This is a genomic window from Flavobacterium sp. (assembly GCF_036741995.1).
Lineage (GTDB): Bacteria > Bacteroidota > Bacteroidia > Flavobacteriales > Flavobacteriaceae > Flavobacterium.
The window spans coordinates 1-21,727 of record NZ_DAINRG010000012.1 but is presented as its reverse complement, the minus strand read 5'-3'; the positions used below and the strand labels follow the sequence as shown (position 1 = coordinate 21,727).

The window sequence follows — 21,727 nt, the reverse complement described above, 5'->3', positions numbered from 1 at the left end:
TCAGAATTCAGTCTATGTAGTTGAACTAGTTTTTGCATTTTATTTTAATAATTGTGCGGCATTAATCCATTGCCAAATGTGAAAACTGCTTTGATTTTCTCCCTTAAAAAACAACTGCAATTCGTGTTGCAATTCCTTCTTCTCGAACCAATTGTTTTGACACAAAGTCTCCACCTCAGCCTGAACCCAATCTTTTAAATCTGCCGAAAGCCATTCGCGTTGTGGCGTTTGCAGAGGACGTTTGGGTGCCAAAACTAAGTCTTTTTGCAGAAACTTCTCCGCAATTTTTCGCAGCATCCATTTTTGAACGCCGTCTTTTAGTTTGAAATCCTTTGGTCTGCTGAACACGTATTCCACTAGTTCAAAGTCCAAAAACGGTTCGCGTAATTCGGTTCCGTGAAGCATAGAAACCCGATCATTAAAGCGCAACGCTCTTGGAATTTTAGTATAAAACAAATCCCGATACTGAAGATTCAGCAAATCATCGGCGAAGGGCTTTTCATAAACCGTTTTATCAAAGTTTTTGGCAAAATCGGCATCGAGAACATTCTTTCTAAAAGGCGAACTGGCAACACCTTGAATGATATTTTGAGAATTATTGGTATAGTAATCATACCCTGCCCAGGCTTCATCAGAACCTTGACCATCCAGCAACACTTTGGTGCCTTTTTGCCGGGCTGCCTGAAAAATTTTAGAATATGCAATGGTTGGTATTCCACCATAAGGTTCGGCTTGGTTCTGAGCAATTTTTAAAGAAAGCTCCGGAATTTCATTAGCTGAAAGCGGACAAACCGTCAAATGAAAAGGTCGGTTTTCCAACATCGATTTTACCCAAATAAGTTCATCATAGTGCTCGTCATTGGTCACAAACGTAAAAGCTTCCACAGCCGATTTATCAATATCCTGCTGATCAATTAAAGCTAAAAGGGTGCTCGAATCCAACCCGCCGCTAAGGTTAAAACCTACCGGAACGTCAGCTCTGAAACGCAGATTTATCGCTTTTAAAAGCAAATTGGTAATGTATTCCTCTTCATTTTTTTCAAAATGATTGAACAACGATTGGGCTCTGTCTTCAAAGGAATACCACTTTTTAAGTTGCAGCGTATTGTTTTTCAGAGTCAAAAAATGACCGCCCGGTAATTGTTGAATGTTTTGCCAAAAGGTTTCATTGGGCAAACCGTAACTTCCTTCGGAGAAAAAGTGGAGCCAAACACTATCTTTCGGAACTTTAGCAACGCCCGCCGAAAAAATAGTATTGATTTCGGAAGCAAAATAAAAATTAGACTGGTCGAAAAAATAGTAAAATGGCTTGACGCCAAATCGGTCACGCGCCGCAAAAAAAGATTGCTCTTTTTTGTTCCAAAGGGCAAACGAAAACATGCCGTTGCATTTGTCTAAACAGCTTTCGCCCCACTCTTTATAAGCATTCAGCAAAACTTCAGTGTCGGATTGCGTCCTGAATTGGTATTTGTTTTGCAGTTCTTTTTTTAATTCAATGTAATTATAAATCTCACCATTAAAAATCAAAACAAAATTCCCGCAATCGCTGGTAAAAGGCTGATTGGCATTGCTCGACAAATCAATAATACTGAGTCGGTTATGTCCAAAAGCCACTTTGTTTTCCTCACAATACGAATCCATGAAATCGGGTCCGCGATGTTTTTGGGTTTCCAACATGCGTGAAATGGTTTCTTTGCTGGCTTTAGGGCCAATAATTCCGGCTATGCCACACATTTTATAAGTGGATTTGAGTCAATAGTTTTTCTGCTAATTCCCAGTCTTTCATCGTATCGATATTGACATGAAACTGAGGATTACTTTCGATATAAGCTATGGATTTTCCGAAAAGGCTTCCGTTTTTTATGACTTCGGTTTTGGTAATATAAATAGAGCCGTCCCGGTGAAAGGCTTTTGGTAAATCCTGTCTTCTCGGAATAATAGTTTCGTCTGCGGTGGCAATTTTCAACAGTCCGTTTCCGGTTTCTTCGAAAGCCCAATGCGGATTGTATTCATGAGGAATGGCCAAAACGCTTACCAGACAATCGGCGTCAGCAGCAATAAATTTTTCAATGGCTTTATCAATACAACCCATTTCCCTAAAGGGATTGGTAGGTTGTAAAAGACAAACGGCATCAAAGAAAATATTTTGACTTTCAAAAAAAGCGACGGCATGTTGCACGACTTCAAGTGACGTAGAGGTATCTTCTGCCAATTCCTGCGGACGCAAAAAAGGCGGTTTATAGCCCGATAGTTCAGCAGCTATCGCAATTTCCTCATCATCAGTCGAGACTAGAATGTCTGTCAGGAATTTTGATTCTTTGGCGGCATCGATAGTGTATTCTATCAATGGCTTTTTGCCCAAAAGTTTGATGTTCTTTCTCGGAACTCCTTTGGAACCTCCACGTGCCGGTATCAATCCTAAAATTCTCATTAGTATGTGATGGTTTTATGGAATTGCAAAGGCAATTCTTTTAGCAATTTGGCTATTACAGCTCCGGCATCTCCACCACCATAAACGTTAGATGTTACTCTGTTGTTTTTGGCTGAAAGGGCTTCAACAGCCGTTATAATTTCATTTTCGTCATAGGAAACATCCACTACATTTTGGCCTCTGTCCCTGCGGTTTTGGCGGGAACCAATATTCACAACCGGAACGCCAAGGTAGGCGCATTCTCTAATCCCAACACTTGAATTTCCGACTAAGCAGGTAGAAGCATTGAGCAAACTCAGGAAGTCATCGCCTTCCATGTTTTTAAAGAAATGAACGTTTTCCAATTTATATTTTTCACGAAACGAACGAATTCCGGTTGAAGTCCCGTCAGCTCCGGCATCCACATTGGGCCAAAACCAGAGCGTGGGTTTATTGACTTTTTGAATCGCCCGCAAAGTGGCTTCGATATGCTTTCTGGAATCCTGATACTCATTGGTAACCGGGTGTTGCATCACCACAATGTACCCATTACTCAAATCAGGTTCTGAACCAACGCCACCATATTTTTCATACGGATTAAAAGCTAATTGGGTATTCTTGGCAATTTCCTGCGCAATGTCTATCGATGGGCAACCGGTATTGAAAACCATTTCGGGATTTTCGCCTAGTTGAATCACTCTTTGTTTCGCATTTTCCGAAGCTACAAAATGGTAATCGGCCAATTTGGTAATGGAGTGTCTGACTTTTTCGTCAATATTTCCGGTAACCTCTCCACCCTGAATATGCGCTAACGGAATGTTCATGTACGAAGCTGAAATAGCGGTAGCCATCGTTTCAAATCGGTCGGCAACCGTAACCACAATATCCGGTCGCAGGTTATCAAAAACCGTTGACAGTTCAAGAATTCCAATGCCCGTAGTTTTAGCAGCTGCGGTTAGATTTTCTCCTTCTAAAACATTGAACACTTTGGCGGCAATTTCGAAACCGTCTTTTTCAATATAATTCACGGCGCTACCATAACGATCAAGCAAAGCCGATGCAGCGACAATTAATTGCAACTCCAATTCGGGATGCTTTTTTATGGCAGTCAGCACCGTTTTTACACGGCTGTATGAAGGTCTTGCTGTGATAACGACAGCTATTTTTCGTTTGTTGTTCATGCTAAATCTTCTTCCTTCAAAAAATCCCATTGGGATTTGTCATTTTTTAATTGTTTGCCGATAACCGATTTAAATTCGGTGGCCGAAATCCCGTAGCCTTTGGGTTTTTTGCTTTCTAAATCATCGAAAGTTATAGTATGTCCTTTGGGTAAATTTTTATTGATGGCCAATGATTTTTCAAAGATAGTTTTTAGTTCTTGGAAACTCTCATTGCTATTTTTATCAATGGTATGATTTTGTGCCAAATGAATATCACTTACTGCTTCCACCAATGCTTTGGTTTCTTCTAAAGTCAAAGAAGCAATGGCATCAGGACCAAACATAGCGCGATGAAAAACCACGTGGAATTCCAGAATTTCAGCACCCAAAGCTACAGCGGCAATTCCGGTAGCGATTTTGGCCGAATGATCGGAAAAACCTATGGAAACCCGATAGCGTTCTTTCAATTCCTGAATGACATTCAAACCATATTGTTCGGGTTTTGTTGGATAAGCGGTAGTACATTGCAGTATAGAAAAATTGGCATTTTTGCTTTTCAGAAAAGCAACTGTTTTATCCAATTCGGCATAGTTGCTCATCCCGGAAGAAATAATGATGGGCTTTCCGGTTTGCGTAATTTTTTCCAACAACAGTAAATTAGTCACTTCGCCGGAACCAATTTTATACGTATGAACGCCCACTTCTTCTAGCCAATCCACCGCCAAGTTGCTAAATGGCGAGCAGATAAAGTCTAAACCTACCTCATCACAATGTTTTTTAATTTCTTTCCATTGCTCGAGGGAAAATTCCATTCGTTTCCAATAGTCGTAGCGCGTGGCGTCTTCTTTAGAAAATTTCACCCGGAAAGGCTCGTGAATACTGCTTTCGGCTTCGGCTATGTGCATTTGAAACTTGATGGCCTGAACGCCGGTTTGGGCAACAGCATCGATATACGAATGGAGAATTCCCAAACTTCCATCGTGAGCTTGAGCAATTTCGGCAATTAAATAGGGTTTGGTTTTCATTAAAAATCCATTGATACGGAAGTAAAAGTAACTATTTTCCGGTTTCCAATAAATTTTTGCTTCGTTTAATTTGTTGAAACGGTCATATTCTTCGGCAGTGAGTGGCTTGCGAAATTGAATCAGTTTCGGAACGGCTGCAATCAAATCAAAAAGGGCTAAAAACAAAGGTTTTATGACTTTGAAATCGCCTTTAAAAATCTTGGTTTTGCATTGCATCCAAACGGAATATGCTAGTTTTCTTGGGACTTTCGATATTGGAAAAAACAAAAAATAGTTGTACCAATCCGCGCGAAGCGACCGGCGGTGACGGAAAGCAAAATCGTTATGGGTTTGGGTTCTTTGTTTTAAATCCACCCGGTGCTGTACCAAAAGTTCGGGAACATAGTGAATTGCCCATTGGTGTTTGAACAATTGGAAGGAAGCAAAATTTTCTTCGCCATAGAACTCAAACCATTCGGGATAATTCGGAATTTCGCGCCAGGCCTTCATTCTCCATACGTGACCGCAGCCCACAAAACTTTTTACAGTTTGCGGAATATCGTTGGAAGCTATGTATTCCGCAGTTGCTTTGCTCCAAAAAATTCGGGCGGCAATTAAGCCACAGGTTGGATTTTTTGAAAAATAATCGGTAACAAGGTCAATTGGATTTTCAGTCAAAAAGTGGGCATCATCGTCGAGGGAAATGGCGAAATCAGCTTTGGTTTCGTTCAACATTTTGTTTCGGCAGAACAGATAGCCTTTGGAAGTTTCATTTCTTTGCAGCACAACTTCGGGGAAAAGGGTTGTTACTTTTTGAGAAGTGTCGTCAGCTGAACCATCATCAAAAATCACGCATTGCACATTCTCATTGAGTAAATGCTTTATTTTTTCAAGGGTGAAAAGCAAATCATTGCAGCGGTTTTTGGTAGAAATTAAAATGTCAACTTTTACTTTATCCATAAAAACTTGATGAAAATTCGACCGATGATTCTTTGGATAAAAATTGACAAACTGCTTTGTTTCCGGAAAGGTTTGACGGCATCGAAACCAGCACGGTCAATATTTTTCACAGCATCATACTGATGATTTTGCGTAACTGCATCCAGTTTATTTCCAATGTGATAGGCGAACGTTTTTAGCGTTGAAAGCCTGTACAATCCGTTTTTATCGGCCAGAGAATCTATAAAATCACCCTCATAGGAATTGGCAAATTTCAAATCGGGAAAAGTATAAGTGTTTCTGAATTGCTCTGTTCTGTATGTGGACACCACGTGATAAGCACCGACAACGGCTGAAAAATCATTGTTTTTAAGAATGAATTGTTTTTCCTGCCAATTGTATTGGGATTTTCTGTCGATTAACTTTGGCAAATTGGTGCCATCCAGATACAGTGAAATGTCCTGGTCATCGACAAACTTTCCGTATTTAATATTGCCTTTGATGGAATGGTAACCAAAAACAGTTTGATTGTAATGAAACGTCAGATATGGTAACGGCATCGGACTCACCACACCCGATTGCGGAAATTGTTTGAAGATTTCAAACACCGCCTTTTCCCAGCCGCTGTAGAATAAAATATCGGCATCGGCAATGGTGACAAACGGTTCGTAAACGCCTCTTACTTCATTGAGTACAGCATATACTTTCCCTTTATTTTCCGTATAATAAACGTATTTGTCAATAAGTGGCTTGTACTTTTCCACTATGGTCTCTACTTTTTTAGAAGAATTGTTATTGAGTAGCGTGATGCAAGTCGTTTCCGGATTGATGGTTTGGGTTAAAGACTCCAGGCATTTATCGAGCACCAAATCCAATTCGTTGTAAAATTCATTATCTGCATCTGGCACATAGAAAACGACCACCACCCGGTGCGGTTTTAAAACATTCTTCTCGTTTTTTTCTTTTTCAGGATTGATGCCTTGGCGCATTGGATTATATGGATTTTACAATTTTAGATACGAAAGCAAATGCCTCCGAGAGTCTAAATTTAGTGATATAAAATGAAAAAACTGAAAATCCCAAAGCAAACGCTTTCTTATTGTTGAGATAGGATTTTTCAATCTTATCCATCAGTATTTCTTGCTCCATTTTATCAAACTTAGGCAATTGTTTCAGCAAATAAATACCAAAACGTTCATCGGCTTTGCTTTTCTGTTTGTTATATTTATCGGATCCCGTGATGCTATTTTCGGCTATTCTCACTTTTATAACTGCCTGATTAATGGAAAATACTTTCTTAAAATGGGACACTTCCAAAACCAAAACCACATCGGAATGCCAAGCCAAAGGAAAGTTGGCGAAACCTTTTTCGAGCAATATCTTTTTGTTGAAGATGTATTCACTAAGGGAACTTCTGGTTTTCCCGGAGTACATTCTGGCCAAAAACGCAGTAGCCTTTTCGATAACAGGATGGTTGTAAATCTCCGAAATTAAAGCTCCTTCTTTGTTGATTTTTTGTGTGGCAAACCGAATTACATTGCACTTATTATTGGCAATTTCATCGGCAGCATTATAAAAGGATTCGACAGCATTTTCTCCCAGCACATCGTCATCGCCGAGGATCATCACCCATGATTCGTCTTTCACTAAATCAAGGCACCTTTGCCATTGCTGTGTCAATGATTTGGAACCCAGATTTTCATCAAATTTTTTATAAGTAAAATCAAATTTTCCGCTGTACTTTTCGAGTAGAACATCCGGATTTTCAGGACTGGCATCATCGCCAATATAAACCTTAAAATTCTTATTCGTCTGACTGCTCAATGAAGCTAAAGTGCTCTCAAAATAAGACTGTTTATAATATGGAATGACAATGGCCAGCATGATTATTTAGTTGCTTTTTGATATACCTTCTGGAATATTTTGAAAGGCTTGTTGTAATTGAATTTCAGAAATTTGAAAAACCGGGCATACTGATTTTTGGTAAAGAAAAAGACTTTAGCTTCGCCTTGCAAAAAGGTTTCTAAAACCGTAATCGACCTCAATTGTCTTTCTAAAATTATCTTTTTTATGCTGTCATCTTTAAGATAAGACAACAATACTGTGAACAGTTTCAGATTGCTTTTTATGTTTCGCAAATGGGAATCCCCGGTATATACGCCGACGCCATAGCGGTAAACGGACATTGGCTCAGGCAAATAGTGCAATTTTCCGTGTTCGGCCAACATCATATACATAAAAAAATCACCAATCGGCGCGTGCTCAAACTCTGGCGGAAGTCCGTTTAACACATTCCGAAAAACCACTGAAGGCGTATGAATATAGTTCCCGCGACGCGCTAAGGTTTCAATCGTTTCGCAATTTTCAGGAACCACTGTGATAAAATCATCAACAATAGTTCCGGCTGGTTGCAGAATTTTCACTTGGTGAAAACACAACACATAGTCTTTATTTTTTTCTAAAAAATCAACTTGCTTTTGGAGTTTTAATGGGTCTGTCCAGTAATCATCGCCGTCGCAAAGCGAAATGTATTCGCCGTGGCACATTTCGAGCGTGGACACAAAATTTTCCTTTCCGGGAATTCCGGTTCCTCTGACTTCTCTTAGATTAAGTTTTATGATTTCAGGAAAATCTTTGGCATACTGCAAAAGGATTTCTCTGGTTCCGTCAGTTGATTTGTCATCGCCAATAATGATTTCGATAGGAAAATCAACTTGCTGCATCAGAATTCCTTCAATGCATTGAGCGATATAATCTTTCTGATTATAAGTAATGACGTGACAACTGACTTTCTTTCTCATTTTACAATCCATTCTGCCCATCCGATTCCGGTTTTCCCGAATCCGTTGCCGTTATAAAACAAGTATTTTTTAGTTCCAATCTGAATCACCGAAGGATAGGTTTGCATGGTTGCATCCCAACCCGATTCCGATAACGCAATGCCACTTTTTTCATCGTTTCTTTCCCAATTAACGGCATCTGTTGATTCGGCATAGCCAATTCGGTAACTTTCTTTTCCATCGCGATAATCAAACGAACCTCTATAAGTAAACCACATTTTGTAAATACCCTCTTCTTTGATGACGGTTGGCCTGGCCGTACATTGGTATTTCTGAGCTGGTGGAATACAGGTAATATTGGTTCTCACCCACTCTATTCCGTCAGTGGAATGGGCGTATTTGATTTCGTATAATGGCTCCGGTTTACCATTCACCACCACAAAACCGGTTGACGAAGCGTACCACAAATGCCATTTCCCTTCTTCTTTGATAACATACGGTGAAGCAGTAAAAAAAGGCTCAAATTTGTTTCTCTCTACTATGGCGCCTTTGAAAGCTCTTTCAAACGTTTTTCCGTTATCGTGGCTGATGGCTAATCCGATGGCATTTCTGTAAGGCACGGAAACACTGGGATTCCAGCCTACATAATACAAATAAATCTGAGTTTCCGACACTCTGACCACCGAGCAAGGCATGATGCCGTCATCGTCAAAAGTGCCTAATTCGCCTAGTTCTAAAATGGGTTTGTCGTGTATGTATTTAACCGTTCCGGGATTATTGGCATCCACATCAAAATAGGTAGGAATGCTTTTCCCTTTGCAGTTGCGGGGTGCGTAGTAAATTCGAATAGTATCCTTATCAACCTGCAAGGCTGTTGGCACGCAGGCATGCGAAATCATCCAATCGTTATAATTGTCAATATGCCATAGGACTCCTTTTTTTGACCACATACTTATCCTTTTGTTTTATGCGAAATACTGTCGATATCAATACTCTTTCCTTCCCGCATGGTTGATTTAGCTCCAAGCCAAATGCTGAATTCCGGTGTGTCTTTAGTAATAATGGCTCCCATCCCGATTAAGGAACCTCTGCCGATTACCGTTTCATCTCTAACGGTAGCATTGACTCCAAAAAAAGAATTCTCTCCAATCTCACAACAACCCGAAATCACTACGTGTGAGGTAATGAAAACATGGTCTTTAATGGTCGTATGATGCCCAATGTGATTGCCGCTCCATAGCACGCAATTATTACCAATTTCTACGAAAGGCTGAATCGTATTGTCTTCAAAAATAAAACAATTTTCACCAATGTTTAAATCGGGCCAGGTCGTGGCTTTTGAGGAAACATAGCTTACGCATTGGTATCCTTTGGCTTTGGCTTCTTCGTATTTGGCTTTGCGGAAATAACTCATTTGCTTAAAACTAATCGGCAAAAACATCTTGTATTCCGATGGCGGATAATTTTTTTCGATGTCTTCAAAAGCCACTACCGGCAAGCCTCTGAATTCCTTTTCCTCTATATAATCTTTGTCAACCGTGAAAGCTACCACTTCATGCGGCGAATCGTGTTCAAAATAAAAATGGGCTAAACTGGCTAATTGGCTTACGCCGAATATTATAATCTTTTCCATGGTCATAGTAATTTGTAGTGGTTGAGAAAGTCTTTTATTTTCGACACCTCATTGAACATCAGTATATCTATAATCGACAAATTTGGAACAAAATTATCATTAAATTGGCTATACTCTATTCTTTCGCTTTGAATAAATTGCAGTTCGATTCCTTTTTCTGAAAAATCAGATTTGGAATATAAGGCCATTCCACCCGAAAGATTGATGTACTGGCTGGCTTTTTCCTGGGTGCAAATATCTAAAACCCGGGTTTGGGCACTCAGGTTTTGGTTGTTATAGTTTACAGAAGAATCCACAAATTCAGTAGCAATTCCGATGTATTCCGCCACTGATTTTATGCTGCTAACCGCCAAACCGGCTATGGATTGATTTTCGGTTTGCAATATTTTTTTCAGCATTGGAAAAACATCAGTAAAAAACGGTGCTTTTTTATAATTCTGCTCGATGGTTTTTAAAAATTTATCAGCCCACGACGGATAGAATTTTTGGTTTAAAAAGGTTTCATTGATTTTCTGAAAAGAGCTCTGATTTTCTAAAGGAACCGTAAAAAGAAAAGCTTGGCCACCAACCAAAATGGAATTTCTGTTAATCCAGCCTTGTTTTATGAAGTTTACATCATCATACACCACAAATTTATCCGCAGCATTAATCAACTGAAAATAGCCAATATAAGGAAACAGGTAAGGTTGCATGACAGCCAGTTTCATTATAGGTTGGTGTTTATTGTTGAAATAATAGTATCTAATTCGGGAGTGGTTAAGCCAACGTATAGCGGCAAACATAAAATTCGGGAAGCGATGCTTTCTGAAACCGGCATGGGCTTTCCATTGGTGTATTCAATGGTATTTAAAGACGGACAAAAGTATCTTCTCGGGAAAATCTGGAGTTCGTTTAATTTTTGTTCAATAAGCAACAACTCAGCTTCCGTTTCAAAAATGATGGGATAATAGCTGTTATTCCACTGAGTGTTTTCTCTTATTTTAAGTCCTTTCAATTTTGAAAAATCGATGTTCGAATTATAATAATCGACTACTTTTTTTCTTTCTCCCAAAATCGTTTCCATATACGGCAACACTGCTAATCCCATAGCTGCCTGGAGCTCAGAAATTTTTCCATTGATACCGAGTCCATGAAAATCTAAAGCGGTTTTGTGACCAAAATTATGGCTGTAATACAATTGCTTAAACCATTTTTCATCGTTGCAAAACATGGCGCCCCCTTCGGCTGTATGGAACAACTTGGTCGCGTGAAAACTGCAAGTGCTCATATCGCCAAAATCGAAAATCGATTGGTTATTGTAAGTCACGCCGAAACAATGTGCGGCATCATAAATTACTTTTAGTTTGTGTTTTTGGGCAATTGCTTCAATCGCTTCCACATGGCACGGATTTCCGAAAACATGCGTTGCCAGAATGGCTGTAGTTTTTGAAGTTATGGCTGCTTCAATTTTGGTTTCATCAATCGTCAAATAATCCGGATGAATGTCAACAAAAACCGGGGTGCAGTTTTCCCAAACAATGGCTGCTGTAGTAGCTACATAAGAAAATGGAGTAGTTATAATTTCGCCACCGTTGCCAAACAACTTCATCGCTATTTGCAACGGAATGGTTCCGTTATTGGTGGTTATGATGTTGGAAATGGATAAATAATTCTTGAGTTTTTCTTCGAGTTCCAGAACTAATTCGCCACGATTGGTCAACCAAACGTTGTTCCAGGCGCGTTGCACTTGGGCTTGGTATTCGGCTATGGGCGGCAAAAAAGCTTTGGTTACATTTATCATTTCAACAATTACATTTTATAAGAATCGATTATTCCGTTTTTCTTAACGAAGGCAAGTTCTACCAACCATAAGACGTTGGGCGTAAATGGACGGTTTAGATCCGTTATTTCGAATAATCGATAGCCTTTTTCATCCATAAAGTTAATCATTTTCAGAAAGCTATTTTCAAACTCTTTAATTACTACACCGGCTTCGACCATGAAGACTTCGGTTTTGCCAAAAAGTTCACTGGCACCTTGCAGTACATCAATATCCAGACCTTCTGCATCAATTTTGACAATATCAGGAAAAGGTTTGTTATCGGATTTCACCAAATCATTCAGTGTGATGATGGGAATATCGACTTGTTTGAAGCCCATTTGCTTTGCTTCTTCTTCGGTATACCGGAAGGAACAACTATCATCTCTATCTACAATGGTAAACTTAAACGAACCTGGTTTCGAACCGGCACCAACCGGCAAATATTCTATTTTGGAATTTGCCTCTAATAAGTCCTGAAAAGAAGGTTTCAGCCATTCCTGAGGTTCAATCAGCGTGTAGTGAGCTTCCGGGAAATACGTCAAGGTTTCTCTGGTCCACGTTCCGTGATTGGCTCCTACATCAACTATGTGTTTTGGTGACAAACCCATGGCTTTCAAGTTATTGAAAAACGTTTGCAGCAATAAGGTTTTGGTATATAAATCTAAGGTCTTTAAGTCTCTTTTTCGTTCATACCCAAGACTACTAAAGAGTTTGGCCGTCAGTTTGAAGAATATATTTTTGGCAGTTTTTTTCATTGTTTATTTGATTGACCAATCAAAAATTGGTTTGATAAATCCGGGTTCTTTTCCCATCCACGATCCTATTGCCCGCTCGCCTTCCTGAATGTTGAAGGTCATGATGTCTTTTTCGACAAAGATGGTTTTTTTAGCATTTTCAATTACATAAAACGATAAGAAATAAGAGCCTATATTTAAGAATCCTTTGGGCAGAACGCATTTTACTTTATTCAGTCCGGGATGCAGCTTAAGCCCGCTACCTGTATGAGAAAACGTAAACAAAGCTTCGCCAAATTCATTGTTCAGCACATACGTAAAATGAAGGCTGTTATCGACTTCTTTCAGCGTGATGGCCGTATTGATTTCGATTTCCTGGTATTCGTCTAAAACAGTATCGGAAGTACTTCCCACGGGATTGATGCTAATCTGATGCAACGTAAATTCCTTTTTGTCGTAAGCATTGGAAAAGGTAATTTGGTTTTGAGCTTCGGAATCACCGCTCAGGTAGTAACCCACGGCATTTTCTACGGTATCAATTTTTTTGATTAAGCCGTTTTCCAAAACAATTCCACGGGAACATAAACTTTTTACAGCGGCCATATTGTGGCTGACAAACAAAACGGTTCTGCCTTGTCCTTTGCTGATATCGCCCATTTTACCAAGGCATTTCTTTTGAAACTCAGCATCACCAACAGCCAACACTTCATCAACGATAAGAATTTCGCTTTCTAAGTGCGCCGCAACGGCAAAGGCTAAACGAACGTACATTCCGGAAGAATATCTTTTTACAGGCGTATCAATATAGCGTTCAACTCCTGAGAAATCGATGATTTCGTCCAGTTTACGGGTGATTTCTTTTTTGCGCATGCCCAGAATCGCGCCATTCAGGTAAATATTTTCTCTTCCTGACAATTCCGGGTGAAAACCGGTTCCTACTTCGAGCAGGCTGGCGATTCTTCCTTTCACTTTTATTTGTCCGGTTGTTGGACTTGTAACCCGCGAAAGTAATTTTAACAAGGTGCTTTTTCCAGCTCCATTTTTACCGATAATTCCAACAGCTTCTCCTTGTTGAATTTCGAAATTGATGTCTTTTAAGGACCAAACGATATCGCTTTCTCCTTTGAGGCTTCTGTCATTGGTTTCGCCAATTTTTAAAAAGGGATCTTCCTTCCCCAGAATTTTGGTAATTACAAAACGCTCAATATCCCTGGAAATGGTTCCGGTTCCAATTTGCCCAATCTGATAGGCTTTTGATAAATCTTCTACTTGTATAATTGGATGGCTCATTAGATAGTATCGACAAAGTTTTTTTCGGTTCTGTTAAAAATAATCACGCCAAAAAACAAAATTACAACGGTAACTAAAGTGGAGTAACCGATACTCCAAACCGTGAATTCTCCTTTGCCTAAAAAAGCATAGCGGAATGCTTCGATAATACCAGTCATTGGATTGAGTTCAATGTATTTTTTGTAGGCCACCGGCGCCGCACTCAAGGGATAAATCACTGTGGTTGCATACATCAGCAATTGTACTCCAAAGGTAACCAGAAATGTTAAATCTTTATATTTTGTGGTGGCTGCCGTGATAATCAATCCCATGCCTAAACCCAACAAAGCCATTAACAACACCAATAACGGGAATAAAAAGATTCCGTTAGTTATGTGAAAACTGGTATTGGGTATTGGGGAAAAATAAAAATAAAGCATCATTAACAGCAGCAAAAGCAACTGAACTCCGAATCGGACCAGATTACTCACCACTATACTCAACGGCATAATCAGTCGGGGGAAGTATACTTTCCCGAAAATATTGGCGTTGTCTTTAAATACAGTGCTGGTTTTGGTCAAACAATCGGAAAAATAATTCCACGATGTGATTCCGGCTAAATAAAAAAGTTGGTGTGGTAAACCATCGGCACTGATTCCGGCTAATGTTCCGAAAACGAACGTAAAGACAATAGTGGTGAAAATGGGTTGAATAAAGAACCAAAGTGGTCCTAAAATCGTTTGTTTATAGAAGCTGACAAAATCTCTTTTTACAAGCAGAAGAAGCAAATCTCTATAGTGCCAAAGGTCTTTAAATTTTAAATCAAAAAGCGAGGTATGACCTTTAATAACTAAATCCCAATCTTGAGATTGACTACTGTTTTTCATTATTGCTTTTAATTTGATTTAAGTTTCTTATTTGCAAATATATAAATTAGAAAAGGTGCAAAAAAGGTTAACTTGATTTATTTAGCAAACAATTTTTATTTGAAATAAATACTTTTAATTTCACTAATTTTACAAATTAAAATCAATTGCTTTGATACATTTTTTCAAGAAAAAGCCTTTTTTACGCGATTTAATTCCTGACGACTTTATAGATATTCATTCTCATTTGATGCCCGGAATAGATGATGGTGCAGAAAACATTGAAGATACATCCAAATTAATCAAAGGATTAGAAAAAGTTGGTTTTAAAAAATTCATCACAACGCCTCATGTCATGGGGGAAGTTTGGAACAATTCAAGAACTCAAATTGAAGAAAAACAGCATAGCACAGTGGCTGCGCTAACCATTCCAAACATTGAACCTCGATTTAAAGCGGCAGCAGAATATATGATTGACGGAGAATTTAAAGAGCTTTTCACCCGAGAGCCTCTTTTAACGTTGAAAGATAATTATGTGCTTGTTGAAATTTCCTATTTGAGTCCGCCTATTCAACTATATGACATTTTATTTGAGCTTCAAGTGGCCGGTTACCAGCCGGTTTTGGCTCATCCGGAACGCTATAATTTTTACCACCATTCGCTGAGTGATTATAAAAAATTAAAAAAAGTGGGATGCTTATTTCAATTAAATCTTTTGTCAGCCGTAGGATACTATGGCGAAAGAGTTTCTAAAATAAGTGATGTCTTAATAGAAAAAGGATTAATTGACTTTCTTGGTTCTGATGTTCATCATATCCGACATTTGGAGTGTCTGCAAAAAAAGATTGTTTTGAAAAACCATGAACACTTTTCATCGCTTTTTCAAAACAATTCTTTCTTTGATTTTTAAGTCTTATTTACTCTTTTTAAATACAGAAAATATTCTTTTTACAAACGATTTTTTGGCATTTGTCTCTGAACCGTAGCCATAACCATAGCCGTAAGCATAACTGTATTTGTATCGGTAAGAGTAGCCATATTTATAGCCATACCCATAATTCATGCCTATATTATTGATAACATACACCATGTTTTTCAGTTTCTTTCTATCGCTTAAGTTAACTGAAAATTCTAATATTTTCTTAGGTGTAAATCCGGCTCTAACCACATAAAGTGTAGTGTCAACCAATTGAGAAATCAACAATGTATCCGTTACCAGTAATGTTGGTGCTGTATCAATAATGATAAAGTCATATTCATGTCTGGCTTCTTGTACCAGTTTTTCCAAGCGTCCGTTGGATAATAATTCGGCCGGGTTTGGTGGAATATTACCCGACAAGATGATATCTAAGTTAGGATTGTCCAGTTGGTTTTTCTTGATAATATTTTTCCAGTCAATCGTAATTTCATGCAAATAATCCTGAAGACCAATTTCGTTCTTTTTGATATTTAAATAATTATGCAACTGTGGATTACGCAAATCAGCCCCAATCAATAAGATTCTTTTATTCATTAAAGAGAATGATATGGATAGGTTGAGAGCCGTAAATGTTTTCCCTTCTCCTTTTATGGTAGAAGTTACCATAATGGTTTGCCCTAATTGATCCGTTTTTAAAGGTAAAACATAGGATAAATTGGTTCTCAAGATCCTGAAGGATTCGCCTAGTAAAGACCTATCGTTTACTCCGGTTAATCTTTCTTCGGAGTCGATGTGAGGAATCTCGGAAAGGATAATTTTGTTTCGGGTGTATCTGAGCATATCCTCTTTGGTATGCAATTTATCATCTAACAGAAATCCAACATACAGTATTAAAAATGGTATTAGCAATCCCACTATTAGTGCGCCCAGGTAGAAAGCGCTTCTCTTTGGCGCAACAGGATTACCGTCTGTTGAAGCATAATCAACCACTTTAATCGAAGAAGAAGTTATGGCTAAATTAACAGCGGCTTCTTCTCTCTTTTGCAATAGTAAAAGATAAAGTGATTCTTTTATGTTTTGTTGACGTTCAATACCTCTTAAAATCTTCTCGTCATTCGGAATGGCACTGAATTTTTCAATGGAGGATTTTTTAATAAAATTATTTTGGGATAAAGAAACCTCTAATTCTTGCTGATACGCTTTAATAGATTCTAAAATATTCCTTTGAATATCGACCAGTTTGCTATTAATGATTTTGACATTAGGATTGTTTTCCCCTGCACTGACTAAAAGTCTGTCCCGTTCCAATACAATGGTATTGAAATCGGTAATATATTGATTAATATTAGTATTGATAACACCAATATTGGTTGGCAACAAATTTAACTTTCTGTCTGCACGTATAGTCTGATCTAATATTTTAGACAATGCAATTTGAGTTTCAATTTGAAAAACATCGCTTTTGGCAGTAACTTTACCAGTAGTAGCCGTCGCGGCATCTGCTTCTATAAAAGTTAGTTCATTATTACGCTTATAGGTAGCTTTATTGGTTTCAATAGAGTCTAATTCTCTTTCCAGAGATTTGAATCTGCTATTAACAAAATCAATTGTCCTTTGAGAAACCAAACGTCTGTCGTTTAAACCATCGGCATCAAATTGTTTGACAACTTCATTTAAGATGGCTTCTGATTTGTCACTATTGGCTCCAGTTAAAAATAGGCTTAAGATATCTGAGTTTTCATTGCTGTTAACAATTTTCAAGCTATTGGAAAGGCTTAGCACAGCAGATTCTACTGGAATGTGTTTTATCAGATACTTTTTCCCTAAAAGTTTATCCAAATTGGTGCCAACCTGTAGTGATAATTTATACGATATCCCGTTTACTTTTTGAATTGAATTAAAGGGAAGCACCATGTTTTTTTCTGAGCCGTTGAAACTGGTGATTTTATAGCCACCGCTAACGATTTCCATTTCAAATGAAACGGATCGGTTATCCATGTTTAAGGATGGATTTAACCACTCTATGGTAAAAGGCCTGTTCTTCCAAATCTCTAAATTATTGAAGTACCCAACGTTATAATATTGGGTGTTGAGATTTAAATTTTTACAAACTTGCTCACTTATTCTGTACGATTTTAAGACTTCAATTTCATTGTCCAAATTAATTTTAGATCTCGCAAATAATGAAATTCCGTTATTGGGCAAGGCAAAACTATTCTTAGAGTCATCAATAATTTTTACTCTGGTTTTAGATTCATACACAGAAATGGTATGATTCAGATAATTTTTAACCACAAAAAAACTAATCAGAACCGAAATTAAAAAGTAGTGCCAATAGCGTAGGTACCTGTATATCTGTTCGAAAATGTTAAAATTATTATCGTTTTCTTGAATGTCAATTTGTGTATTTTCCATTACTAATTTACTTTTTTAACAATAAAATCAAGGTTATTCCAAATGACACTATACCCAATATGCTACCCAAACTGTTCAAATAACCGGAAGACATAACTTTAGGTCCGTTCGGATTAACGATGATTACATCGTTTTGTTTCACATAATAGTAAGGCCCATTGAACCAAGTGGAAGCTGTTAAATCAAGGTGAATATAAGTTCTAGTTCCGTTAATTTCTCTAATTAATAATACATCTTTTCTAACGCCGTTGATGGTCAAATCACCAGCATAACCGATAGCTTGGTTTAGTGAAATATTTTGTTCTGAAAAGCTGTAAGTGCCGGGACTTCTTACTTCTCCCAACACAGTCACTTTGCTATTAATAACTCTAACACTAACCGTTGGATTTTTAATATATCCGTTATCGTTTAAGGTTTTGGCAATCATATTCTGTACATCAAGAATCGTTTTACCAGCAACATTTAAGGTGCCTAAAACAGGAAATGCAATGGTTCCGTCTTGTGCTACCAAATACCCTTGTACTTTATAGGTTTCGATATTGATATTTCCAGAAGCATTAACCAAAATATTAAAAGGTTCTACTGACTCTGGAATTAAAGCGGATACTTTGATAAATAAGATATCATTTATTTGAACATAATTAGATAAATAGCTGATAGAATCTTGGGAGTTGTCTTGAAGATCTTGATAATATAGCAGATCCTTTTTGCTGGCACATGACTGTATCATAAAGGAAAATATTATCAAAAGGAGTAACTTTTTTATCATTTTAGTACATTTATTTTTTAAAGTATTAATAAGAATACGGTCGCATTCATTATTTTTAAAGTGCAAATTTACGATTTGATTTTGTATTTTAATTAAGATTATAGGAATTTAATTAGATATTTGTAATGGCGATTACTAGTCATATTAAACGTCCAGCGCTTGATATTCCGAATTTAAACTTTTGTATTCGGGTACTATTTTTTTCATTTTAGAAACAATAGAGTGATTCGTTTTAAATTGGCAATTTCTATTAGTTCATCTATCGATTTATTGACTTCATCAAAGTGATGGTAATTTTCTTCCGCAATCATTATTTTTTCATGATGCGTTGCCAAATTTTTAGAAGAGTCGTTGAGCAATTCTTCATATAATTTCTCTCCGGGTCTAAGTCCAATAATCTTTATCTTAATATCCTTATCGGGTATGTAACCCGCTAATCGTATCATTTTTTTGGCTAAATCGATAATTTTTACCGGCTCCCCCATATCAAAAATAAAAATCTCTCCTCCATTCCCCATGATTCCTGCCTCTAAGACAAGCTGACAAGCTTCGGGTATGGTCATAAAATACCTAATGATTTCAGGATGGGTAATGGTCAGAGGGCCACCTTCTTGTATTTGTTTTGAAAACAAAGGCACCACAGAGCCATTGGAACCCAATACATTTCCAAACCTGGTAGTTATGTACTTCGTTCTGGCATTATCGTTTTGAAGTTTGAGTTTGTAATCCAGTGATTGAACATATTTTTCAGCGATACGCTTACTGGCTCCCATAACATTACTTGGGTTTACAGCTTTATCCGTGGACACCATGACAAATCTTTCAACACCATATTGATACGATAAATCGGCAATATTTTTAGTTCCCATGACATTGGTAAAAACAGCCTGAGCCGGATTTTCTTCCATCAACGGAACGTGTTTGTAAGCCGCTGCATGGTAAACAACTTCGGGTTTGTATTTAATAAATACCTGTTCAATGGTGTCTTTTATTCTGATATCAGAAATAACATTAACAATTCTTACATTTGGATTTACATTCAATATTTCCAAACTAAGATGGTGTAACGGTGTTTCTGCCTGATCAACTACAATTATCTTTTTAGGTTCAAACGACAATATCTGTCTAACAATTTCACTGCCAATAGAACCTGCAGCACCAGTAACCATAACCCTTTTCCCTTTGAGTTGTCCCGAAATAGCTTTAGTATCTAAAACAATTGGTTTTCGTTCGAGCAAATCAAGAATTTCGAAGTTTTTGATTGTTTTTGAAATTTCGTTTTGCCCTTCTAAATCTGCTACAAGCGGAATAGTATATACTTTGAAATCATACTCCAAACAATCTTCCACAATTTGAGACCGTTCTTCTTTAGACAGGTTCTTATCGGCAATAATCAAGGCTTCCGTTTCAGTATCATTAAAGAGGGTAGCTATGTTCTGTTCATAATGAAAAATAGGTAAATCCAGTAATCTTTTAGTAGTGTTTTGATCAGAAATATCAATAAATCCGGTCACTTTAAACCGTCTTGGAAGCTCTACTTTCAACGCATTTGCCAGAGCAATAGCATTCGCATCCGAACCAAATATCAAAGCATTTGTTAGTTTATTGGTATTGGTATTGTGAAAATAACGTTCAAAGGATTGTTTAACAACTACACGATATAGAAACAGAAACGAAAATGATAAACAACCGTTAATTATCAAGCCTGTTGTTAGGAAAAATTTCTTGTCAAATAAAAAGATACAGGAATAATTGATAACCAATAAAAAGGCGAATGAAAAGAATTGAGCAAAGAATATCTTTAAAGCATCCACATACGAAGAATGTCGAATAATGCCCGAATAGGTTCTGAACACCCAAAAGAAAAAAACGTTAACCACAAAATAAATCATGGACGAAACAAGAAGCAGTTCGTTTTTTATATAAATGAGTTTCAGTCCTTTAAAGAAAAAATACGTGGTGAATCCAGCTAAAAAGAGGATTACAACATCAAAAAACAATACCATCCATCTAGGCAAATAACCCAGATTTTCAAGTTTGAAACCGAATTGCATTCTGGACCAAAAACTCTTTAAATCAGAGGAAAGTTTATTTTTTGTAATGACTGTCAATTTTAAAAAATTATTGTGGTTGGTAAAATTAACCAAAAAAAGTAAATTCTATATCCCAAACAAGCTTTTAACCATATTTGAAATCCTATTTCTGTCTAAATCTGTCAAATTAGAACCCGAAGGCAAACAAAGTCCGTTTGTAAATAGGTTTTCGGCTACATCGTTACCAAAATACAGGCAATCTTTAAAAACAGGCTGCAGGTGCATAGGCTTCCATAACGGTCGGCATTCTATATTTTCCTTTTCAAAAGCCAATCGCATCACCTCACTTGTAACTCCGTTAGTCTTACTTGAATCTATGCTAATGCAACTTAACCAATGATTCGAAAAATAATCCTCATTCGGCTCATTAAAAACCGCTACACCCGGAATATCTTTGAATAAATCAAGATAAAACTCGTGCATTTTTCTTCTCAAACCAATATGCTTGTCCAAAACTTCCATCTGACCTCTTCCAATTCCGGCACAGATATTACTCATTCTGTAATTGTATCCTATTTCACTGTGCTGATAATGTGGCGCATTATCTCTGGCCTGAGTAGACAGAAATACTGCTTTATTTTTTTGCTCCAAGGTTTTGGTAACGATAGCACCACCTCCTGAAGTGGTGATGATTTTATTTCCATTAAATGACAAAATGGAAATATCGCCAAATGTGCCACATTTTTTACTTTTAAAGGTACTTCCGAGAGCTTCGGCACTATCTTCAACCAATGGAATTTCATACTTATCGGCAACTGCTCTTACAGCATCAACTTGGAAAGGCATCCCGTAAAGATGAACACCAATAATTGCTTTTGGTTTTTTACCATTGGCAATTCTGTTCTTAATAGCTTCTTCAAGTACCGTAGGACAAATGTTCCAAGTCTCCAGTTCACTGTCAATAAAAATAGGTTTGGCCCCTAAATACACTATCG

At 37.6% G+C, this 21,727-nt stretch carries 19 protein-coding genes; 1 reads left to right on the top strand and 18 read right to left on the bottom strand.

The annotated features are described in order from the left end of the window. Positions 1-39: 39 nt before the first annotated feature. Genes asnB through V7D82_RS05895 form a run of 14 tightly spaced genes read right to left on the bottom strand, consistent with a single transcriptional unit; the run spans position 40 to position 14,617 of the window. Positions 40-1,734: an asparagine synthase (glutamine-hydrolyzing) gene (gene asnB, locus V7D82_RS05960; protein ID WP_333600061.1), complete on the bottom strand. Its 1,695-nt coding sequence runs from the start codon at positions 1,732-1,734 to the stop codon at positions 40-42. Between the two features lies 1 nt (position 1,735). Further along, positions 1,736-2,431 (bottom strand): acylneuraminate cytidylyltransferase family protein, encoded by a 696-nt coding sequence (locus tag V7D82_RS05955; RefSeq protein ID WP_333600060.1) that lies wholly within the window; start codon positions 2,429-2,431, stop codon positions 1,736-1,738. Further along, a complete protein-coding gene (gene neuC, locus V7D82_RS05950; RefSeq protein ID WP_333600092.1) occupies positions 2,431-3,591 on the bottom strand; it encodes a UDP-N-acetylglucosamine 2-epimerase in 1,161 nt (386 codons plus the stop codon). The genes V7D82_RS05955 and neuC overlap by 1 nt, the downstream gene beginning before the upstream one ends. Then, on the bottom strand, positions 3,588-5,534 hold the full coding sequence (locus tag V7D82_RS05945) for an N-acetylneuraminate synthase family protein (RefSeq protein ID WP_333600059.1): 1,947 nt from the start codon (positions 5,532-5,534) through the stop codon (positions 3,588-3,590). The genes neuC and V7D82_RS05945 overlap by 4 nt, the downstream gene beginning before the upstream one ends. Continuing rightward, positions 5,522-6,502: a glycosyltransferase gene (locus tag V7D82_RS05940; RefSeq protein ID WP_333600058.1), complete on the bottom strand. Its 981-nt coding sequence runs from the start codon at positions 6,500-6,502 to the stop codon at positions 5,522-5,524. Before V7D82_RS05940 ends, V7D82_RS05945 begins: the two co-directional genes overlap by 13 nt. Positions 6,503-6,506: 4 nt before the next feature. After that, positions 6,507-7,397: a glycosyltransferase family 2 protein gene (locus tag V7D82_RS05935; protein ID WP_333600057.1), complete on the bottom strand. Its 891-nt coding sequence runs from the start codon at positions 7,395-7,397 to the stop codon at positions 6,507-6,509. A 2-nt stretch (positions 7,398-7,399) separates the two neighbouring features. Then, entirely contained in the window at positions 7,400-8,314 is a 915-nt protein-coding gene (locus V7D82_RS05930) for a glycosyltransferase (protein WP_333600056.1), read from the bottom strand. Beyond that, a complete protein-coding gene (locus V7D82_RS05925; protein ID WP_333600055.1) occupies positions 8,311-9,243 on the bottom strand; it encodes a hypothetical protein in 933 nt (310 codons plus the stop codon). The genes V7D82_RS05930 and V7D82_RS05925 overlap by 4 nt, the downstream gene beginning before the upstream one ends. A 2-nt stretch (positions 9,244-9,245) precedes the next feature. Further along, complete coding sequence (locus tag V7D82_RS05920; protein ID WP_333600054.1) at positions 9,246-9,926, bottom strand: acetyltransferase; 681 nt, start codon at positions 9,924-9,926, stop codon at positions 9,246-9,248. Between the two features lie 2 nt (positions 9,927-9,928). Continuing rightward, entirely contained in the window at positions 9,929-10,633 is a 705-nt protein-coding gene (locus V7D82_RS05915; protein ID WP_333600053.1) for a WbqC family protein, read from the bottom strand. Next, positions 10,633-11,706 carry a DegT/DnrJ/EryC1/StrS family aminotransferase gene (locus V7D82_RS05910; protein WP_333600052.1) on the bottom strand — a complete coding sequence of 358 codons (1,074 nt, stop codon included), beginning with the start codon at positions 11,704-11,706 and terminating at the stop codon, positions 10,633-10,635. Before V7D82_RS05910 ends, V7D82_RS05915 begins: the two co-directional genes overlap by 1 nt. Before the next feature lie 8 nt (positions 11,707-11,714). Next, complete coding sequence (locus V7D82_RS05905) at positions 11,715-12,482, bottom strand: FkbM family methyltransferase (RefSeq protein WP_333600051.1); 768 nt, start codon at positions 12,480-12,482, stop codon at positions 11,715-11,717. 3 nt (positions 12,483-12,485) lie between these two features. Next, positions 12,486-13,751: an ABC transporter ATP-binding protein gene (locus V7D82_RS05900; RefSeq protein ID WP_333600050.1), complete on the bottom strand. Its 1,266-nt coding sequence runs from the start codon at positions 13,749-13,751 to the stop codon at positions 12,486-12,488. Further along, a complete protein-coding gene (locus V7D82_RS05895) occupies positions 13,751-14,617 on the bottom strand; it encodes an ABC transporter permease (protein WP_333600049.1) in 867 nt (288 codons plus the stop codon). Before V7D82_RS05895 ends, V7D82_RS05900 begins: the two co-directional genes overlap by 1 nt. Before the next feature lie 151 nt (positions 14,618-14,768). Between V7D82_RS05895 and V7D82_RS05890 the strand changes: the two genes are divergently transcribed. Continuing rightward, the gene (locus V7D82_RS05890; RefSeq protein WP_333600048.1) at positions 14,769-15,506 is read left to right on the top strand and encodes a tyrosine-protein phosphatase; all 738 of its coding nucleotides are present in this window, start codon (positions 14,769-14,771) and stop codon (positions 15,504-15,506) included. 3 nt (positions 15,507-15,509) lie between these two features. On the opposite strand, the gene V7D82_RS05885 is transcribed toward V7D82_RS05890, so the two are convergent. From V7D82_RS05885 to V7D82_RS05870, 4 genes are all read right to left on the bottom strand, one after another. Then, positions 15,510-17,930, bottom strand: a complete 2,421-nt coding sequence (locus V7D82_RS05885; RefSeq protein WP_333600047.1) for a GumC family protein — start codon at positions 17,928-17,930, stop codon at positions 15,510-15,512. A gap of 7 nt (positions 17,931-17,937) precedes the next feature. Continuing rightward, complete coding sequence (locus V7D82_RS05880; RefSeq protein ID WP_333600046.1) at positions 17,938-18,660, bottom strand: polysaccharide biosynthesis/export family protein; 723 nt, start codon at positions 18,658-18,660, stop codon at positions 17,938-17,940. Between the two features lie 242 nt (positions 18,661-18,902). Beyond that, positions 18,903-20,717, bottom strand: a complete 1,815-nt coding sequence (locus tag V7D82_RS05875) for a polysaccharide biosynthesis protein (RefSeq protein ID WP_333600045.1) — start codon at positions 20,715-20,717, stop codon at positions 18,903-18,905. A gap of 141 nt (positions 20,718-20,858) precedes the next feature. Continuing rightward, positions 20,859-21,727, bottom strand: an 869-nt coding sequence (locus tag V7D82_RS05870; RefSeq protein ID WP_333600044.1) for a DegT/DnrJ/EryC1/StrS family aminotransferase, incomplete at its 5' end; no start/stop codon positions are given.

Excerpts from the sequence above, each read along its gene's own strand:
- V7D82_RS05920 (WP_333600054.1), bottom strand. The coding sequence starts at position 9,926 with ATGGAAAAGATTATAATATTCGGCGTAAGCCAATTAGCCAGTTTAGCC.
- V7D82_RS05945 (WP_333600059.1), bottom strand. The coding sequence starts at position 5,534 with ATGGATAAAGTAAAAGTTGACATTTTAATTTCTACCAAAAACCGCTGC.
- V7D82_RS05930 (WP_333600056.1), bottom strand. The coding sequence starts at position 8,314 with ATGAGAAAGAAAGTCAGTTGTCACGTCATTACTTATAATCAGAAAGAT.
- neuC (WP_333600092.1), bottom strand. The coding sequence starts at position 3,591 with ATGAACAACAAACGAAAAATAGCTGTCGTTATCACAGCAAGACCTTCA.
- V7D82_RS05880 (WP_333600046.1), bottom strand. The coding sequence starts at position 18,660 with ATGATACAGTCATGTGCCAGCAAAAAGGATCTGCTATATTATCAAGAT.
- V7D82_RS05900 (WP_333600050.1), bottom strand. The coding sequence starts at position 13,751 with ATGAGCCATCCAATTATACAAGTAGAAGATTTATCAAAAGCCTATCAG.
- V7D82_RS05885 (WP_333600047.1), bottom strand. The coding sequence starts at position 17,930 with ATGGAAAATACACAAATTGACATTCAAGAAAACGATAATAATTTTAAC.
- V7D82_RS05935 (WP_333600057.1), bottom strand. The coding sequence starts at position 7,397 with ATGCTGGCCATTGTCATTCCATATTATAAACAGTCTTATTTTGAGAGC.
- V7D82_RS05910 (WP_333600052.1), bottom strand. The coding sequence starts at position 11,706 with ATGATAAATGTAACCAAAGCTTTTTTGCCGCCCATAGCCGAATACCAA.
- V7D82_RS05905 (WP_333600051.1), bottom strand. The coding sequence starts at position 12,482 with ATGAAAAAAACTGCCAAAAATATATTCTTCAAACTGACGGCCAAACTC.
- asnB (WP_333600061.1), bottom strand. The coding sequence starts at position 1,734 with ATGTGTGGCATAGCCGGAATTATTGGCCCTAAAGCCAGCAAAGAAACC.
- V7D82_RS05925 (WP_333600055.1), bottom strand. The coding sequence starts at position 9,243 with ATGTGGTCAAAAAAAGGAGTCCTATGGCATATTGACAATTATAACGAT.
- V7D82_RS05915 (WP_333600053.1), bottom strand. The coding sequence starts at position 10,633 with ATGAAACTGGCTGTCATGCAACCTTACCTGTTTCCTTATATTGGCTAT.
- V7D82_RS05895 (WP_333600049.1), bottom strand. The coding sequence starts at position 14,617 with ATGAAAAACAGTAGTCAATCTCAAGATTGGGATTTAGTTATTAAAGGT.
- V7D82_RS05955 (WP_333600060.1), bottom strand. The coding sequence starts at position 2,431 with ATGAGAATTTTAGGATTGATACCGGCACGTGGAGGTTCCAAAGGAGTT.
- V7D82_RS05940 (WP_333600058.1), bottom strand. The coding sequence starts at position 6,502 with ATGCGCCAAGGCATCAATCCTGAAAAAGAAAAAAACGAGAAGAATGTT.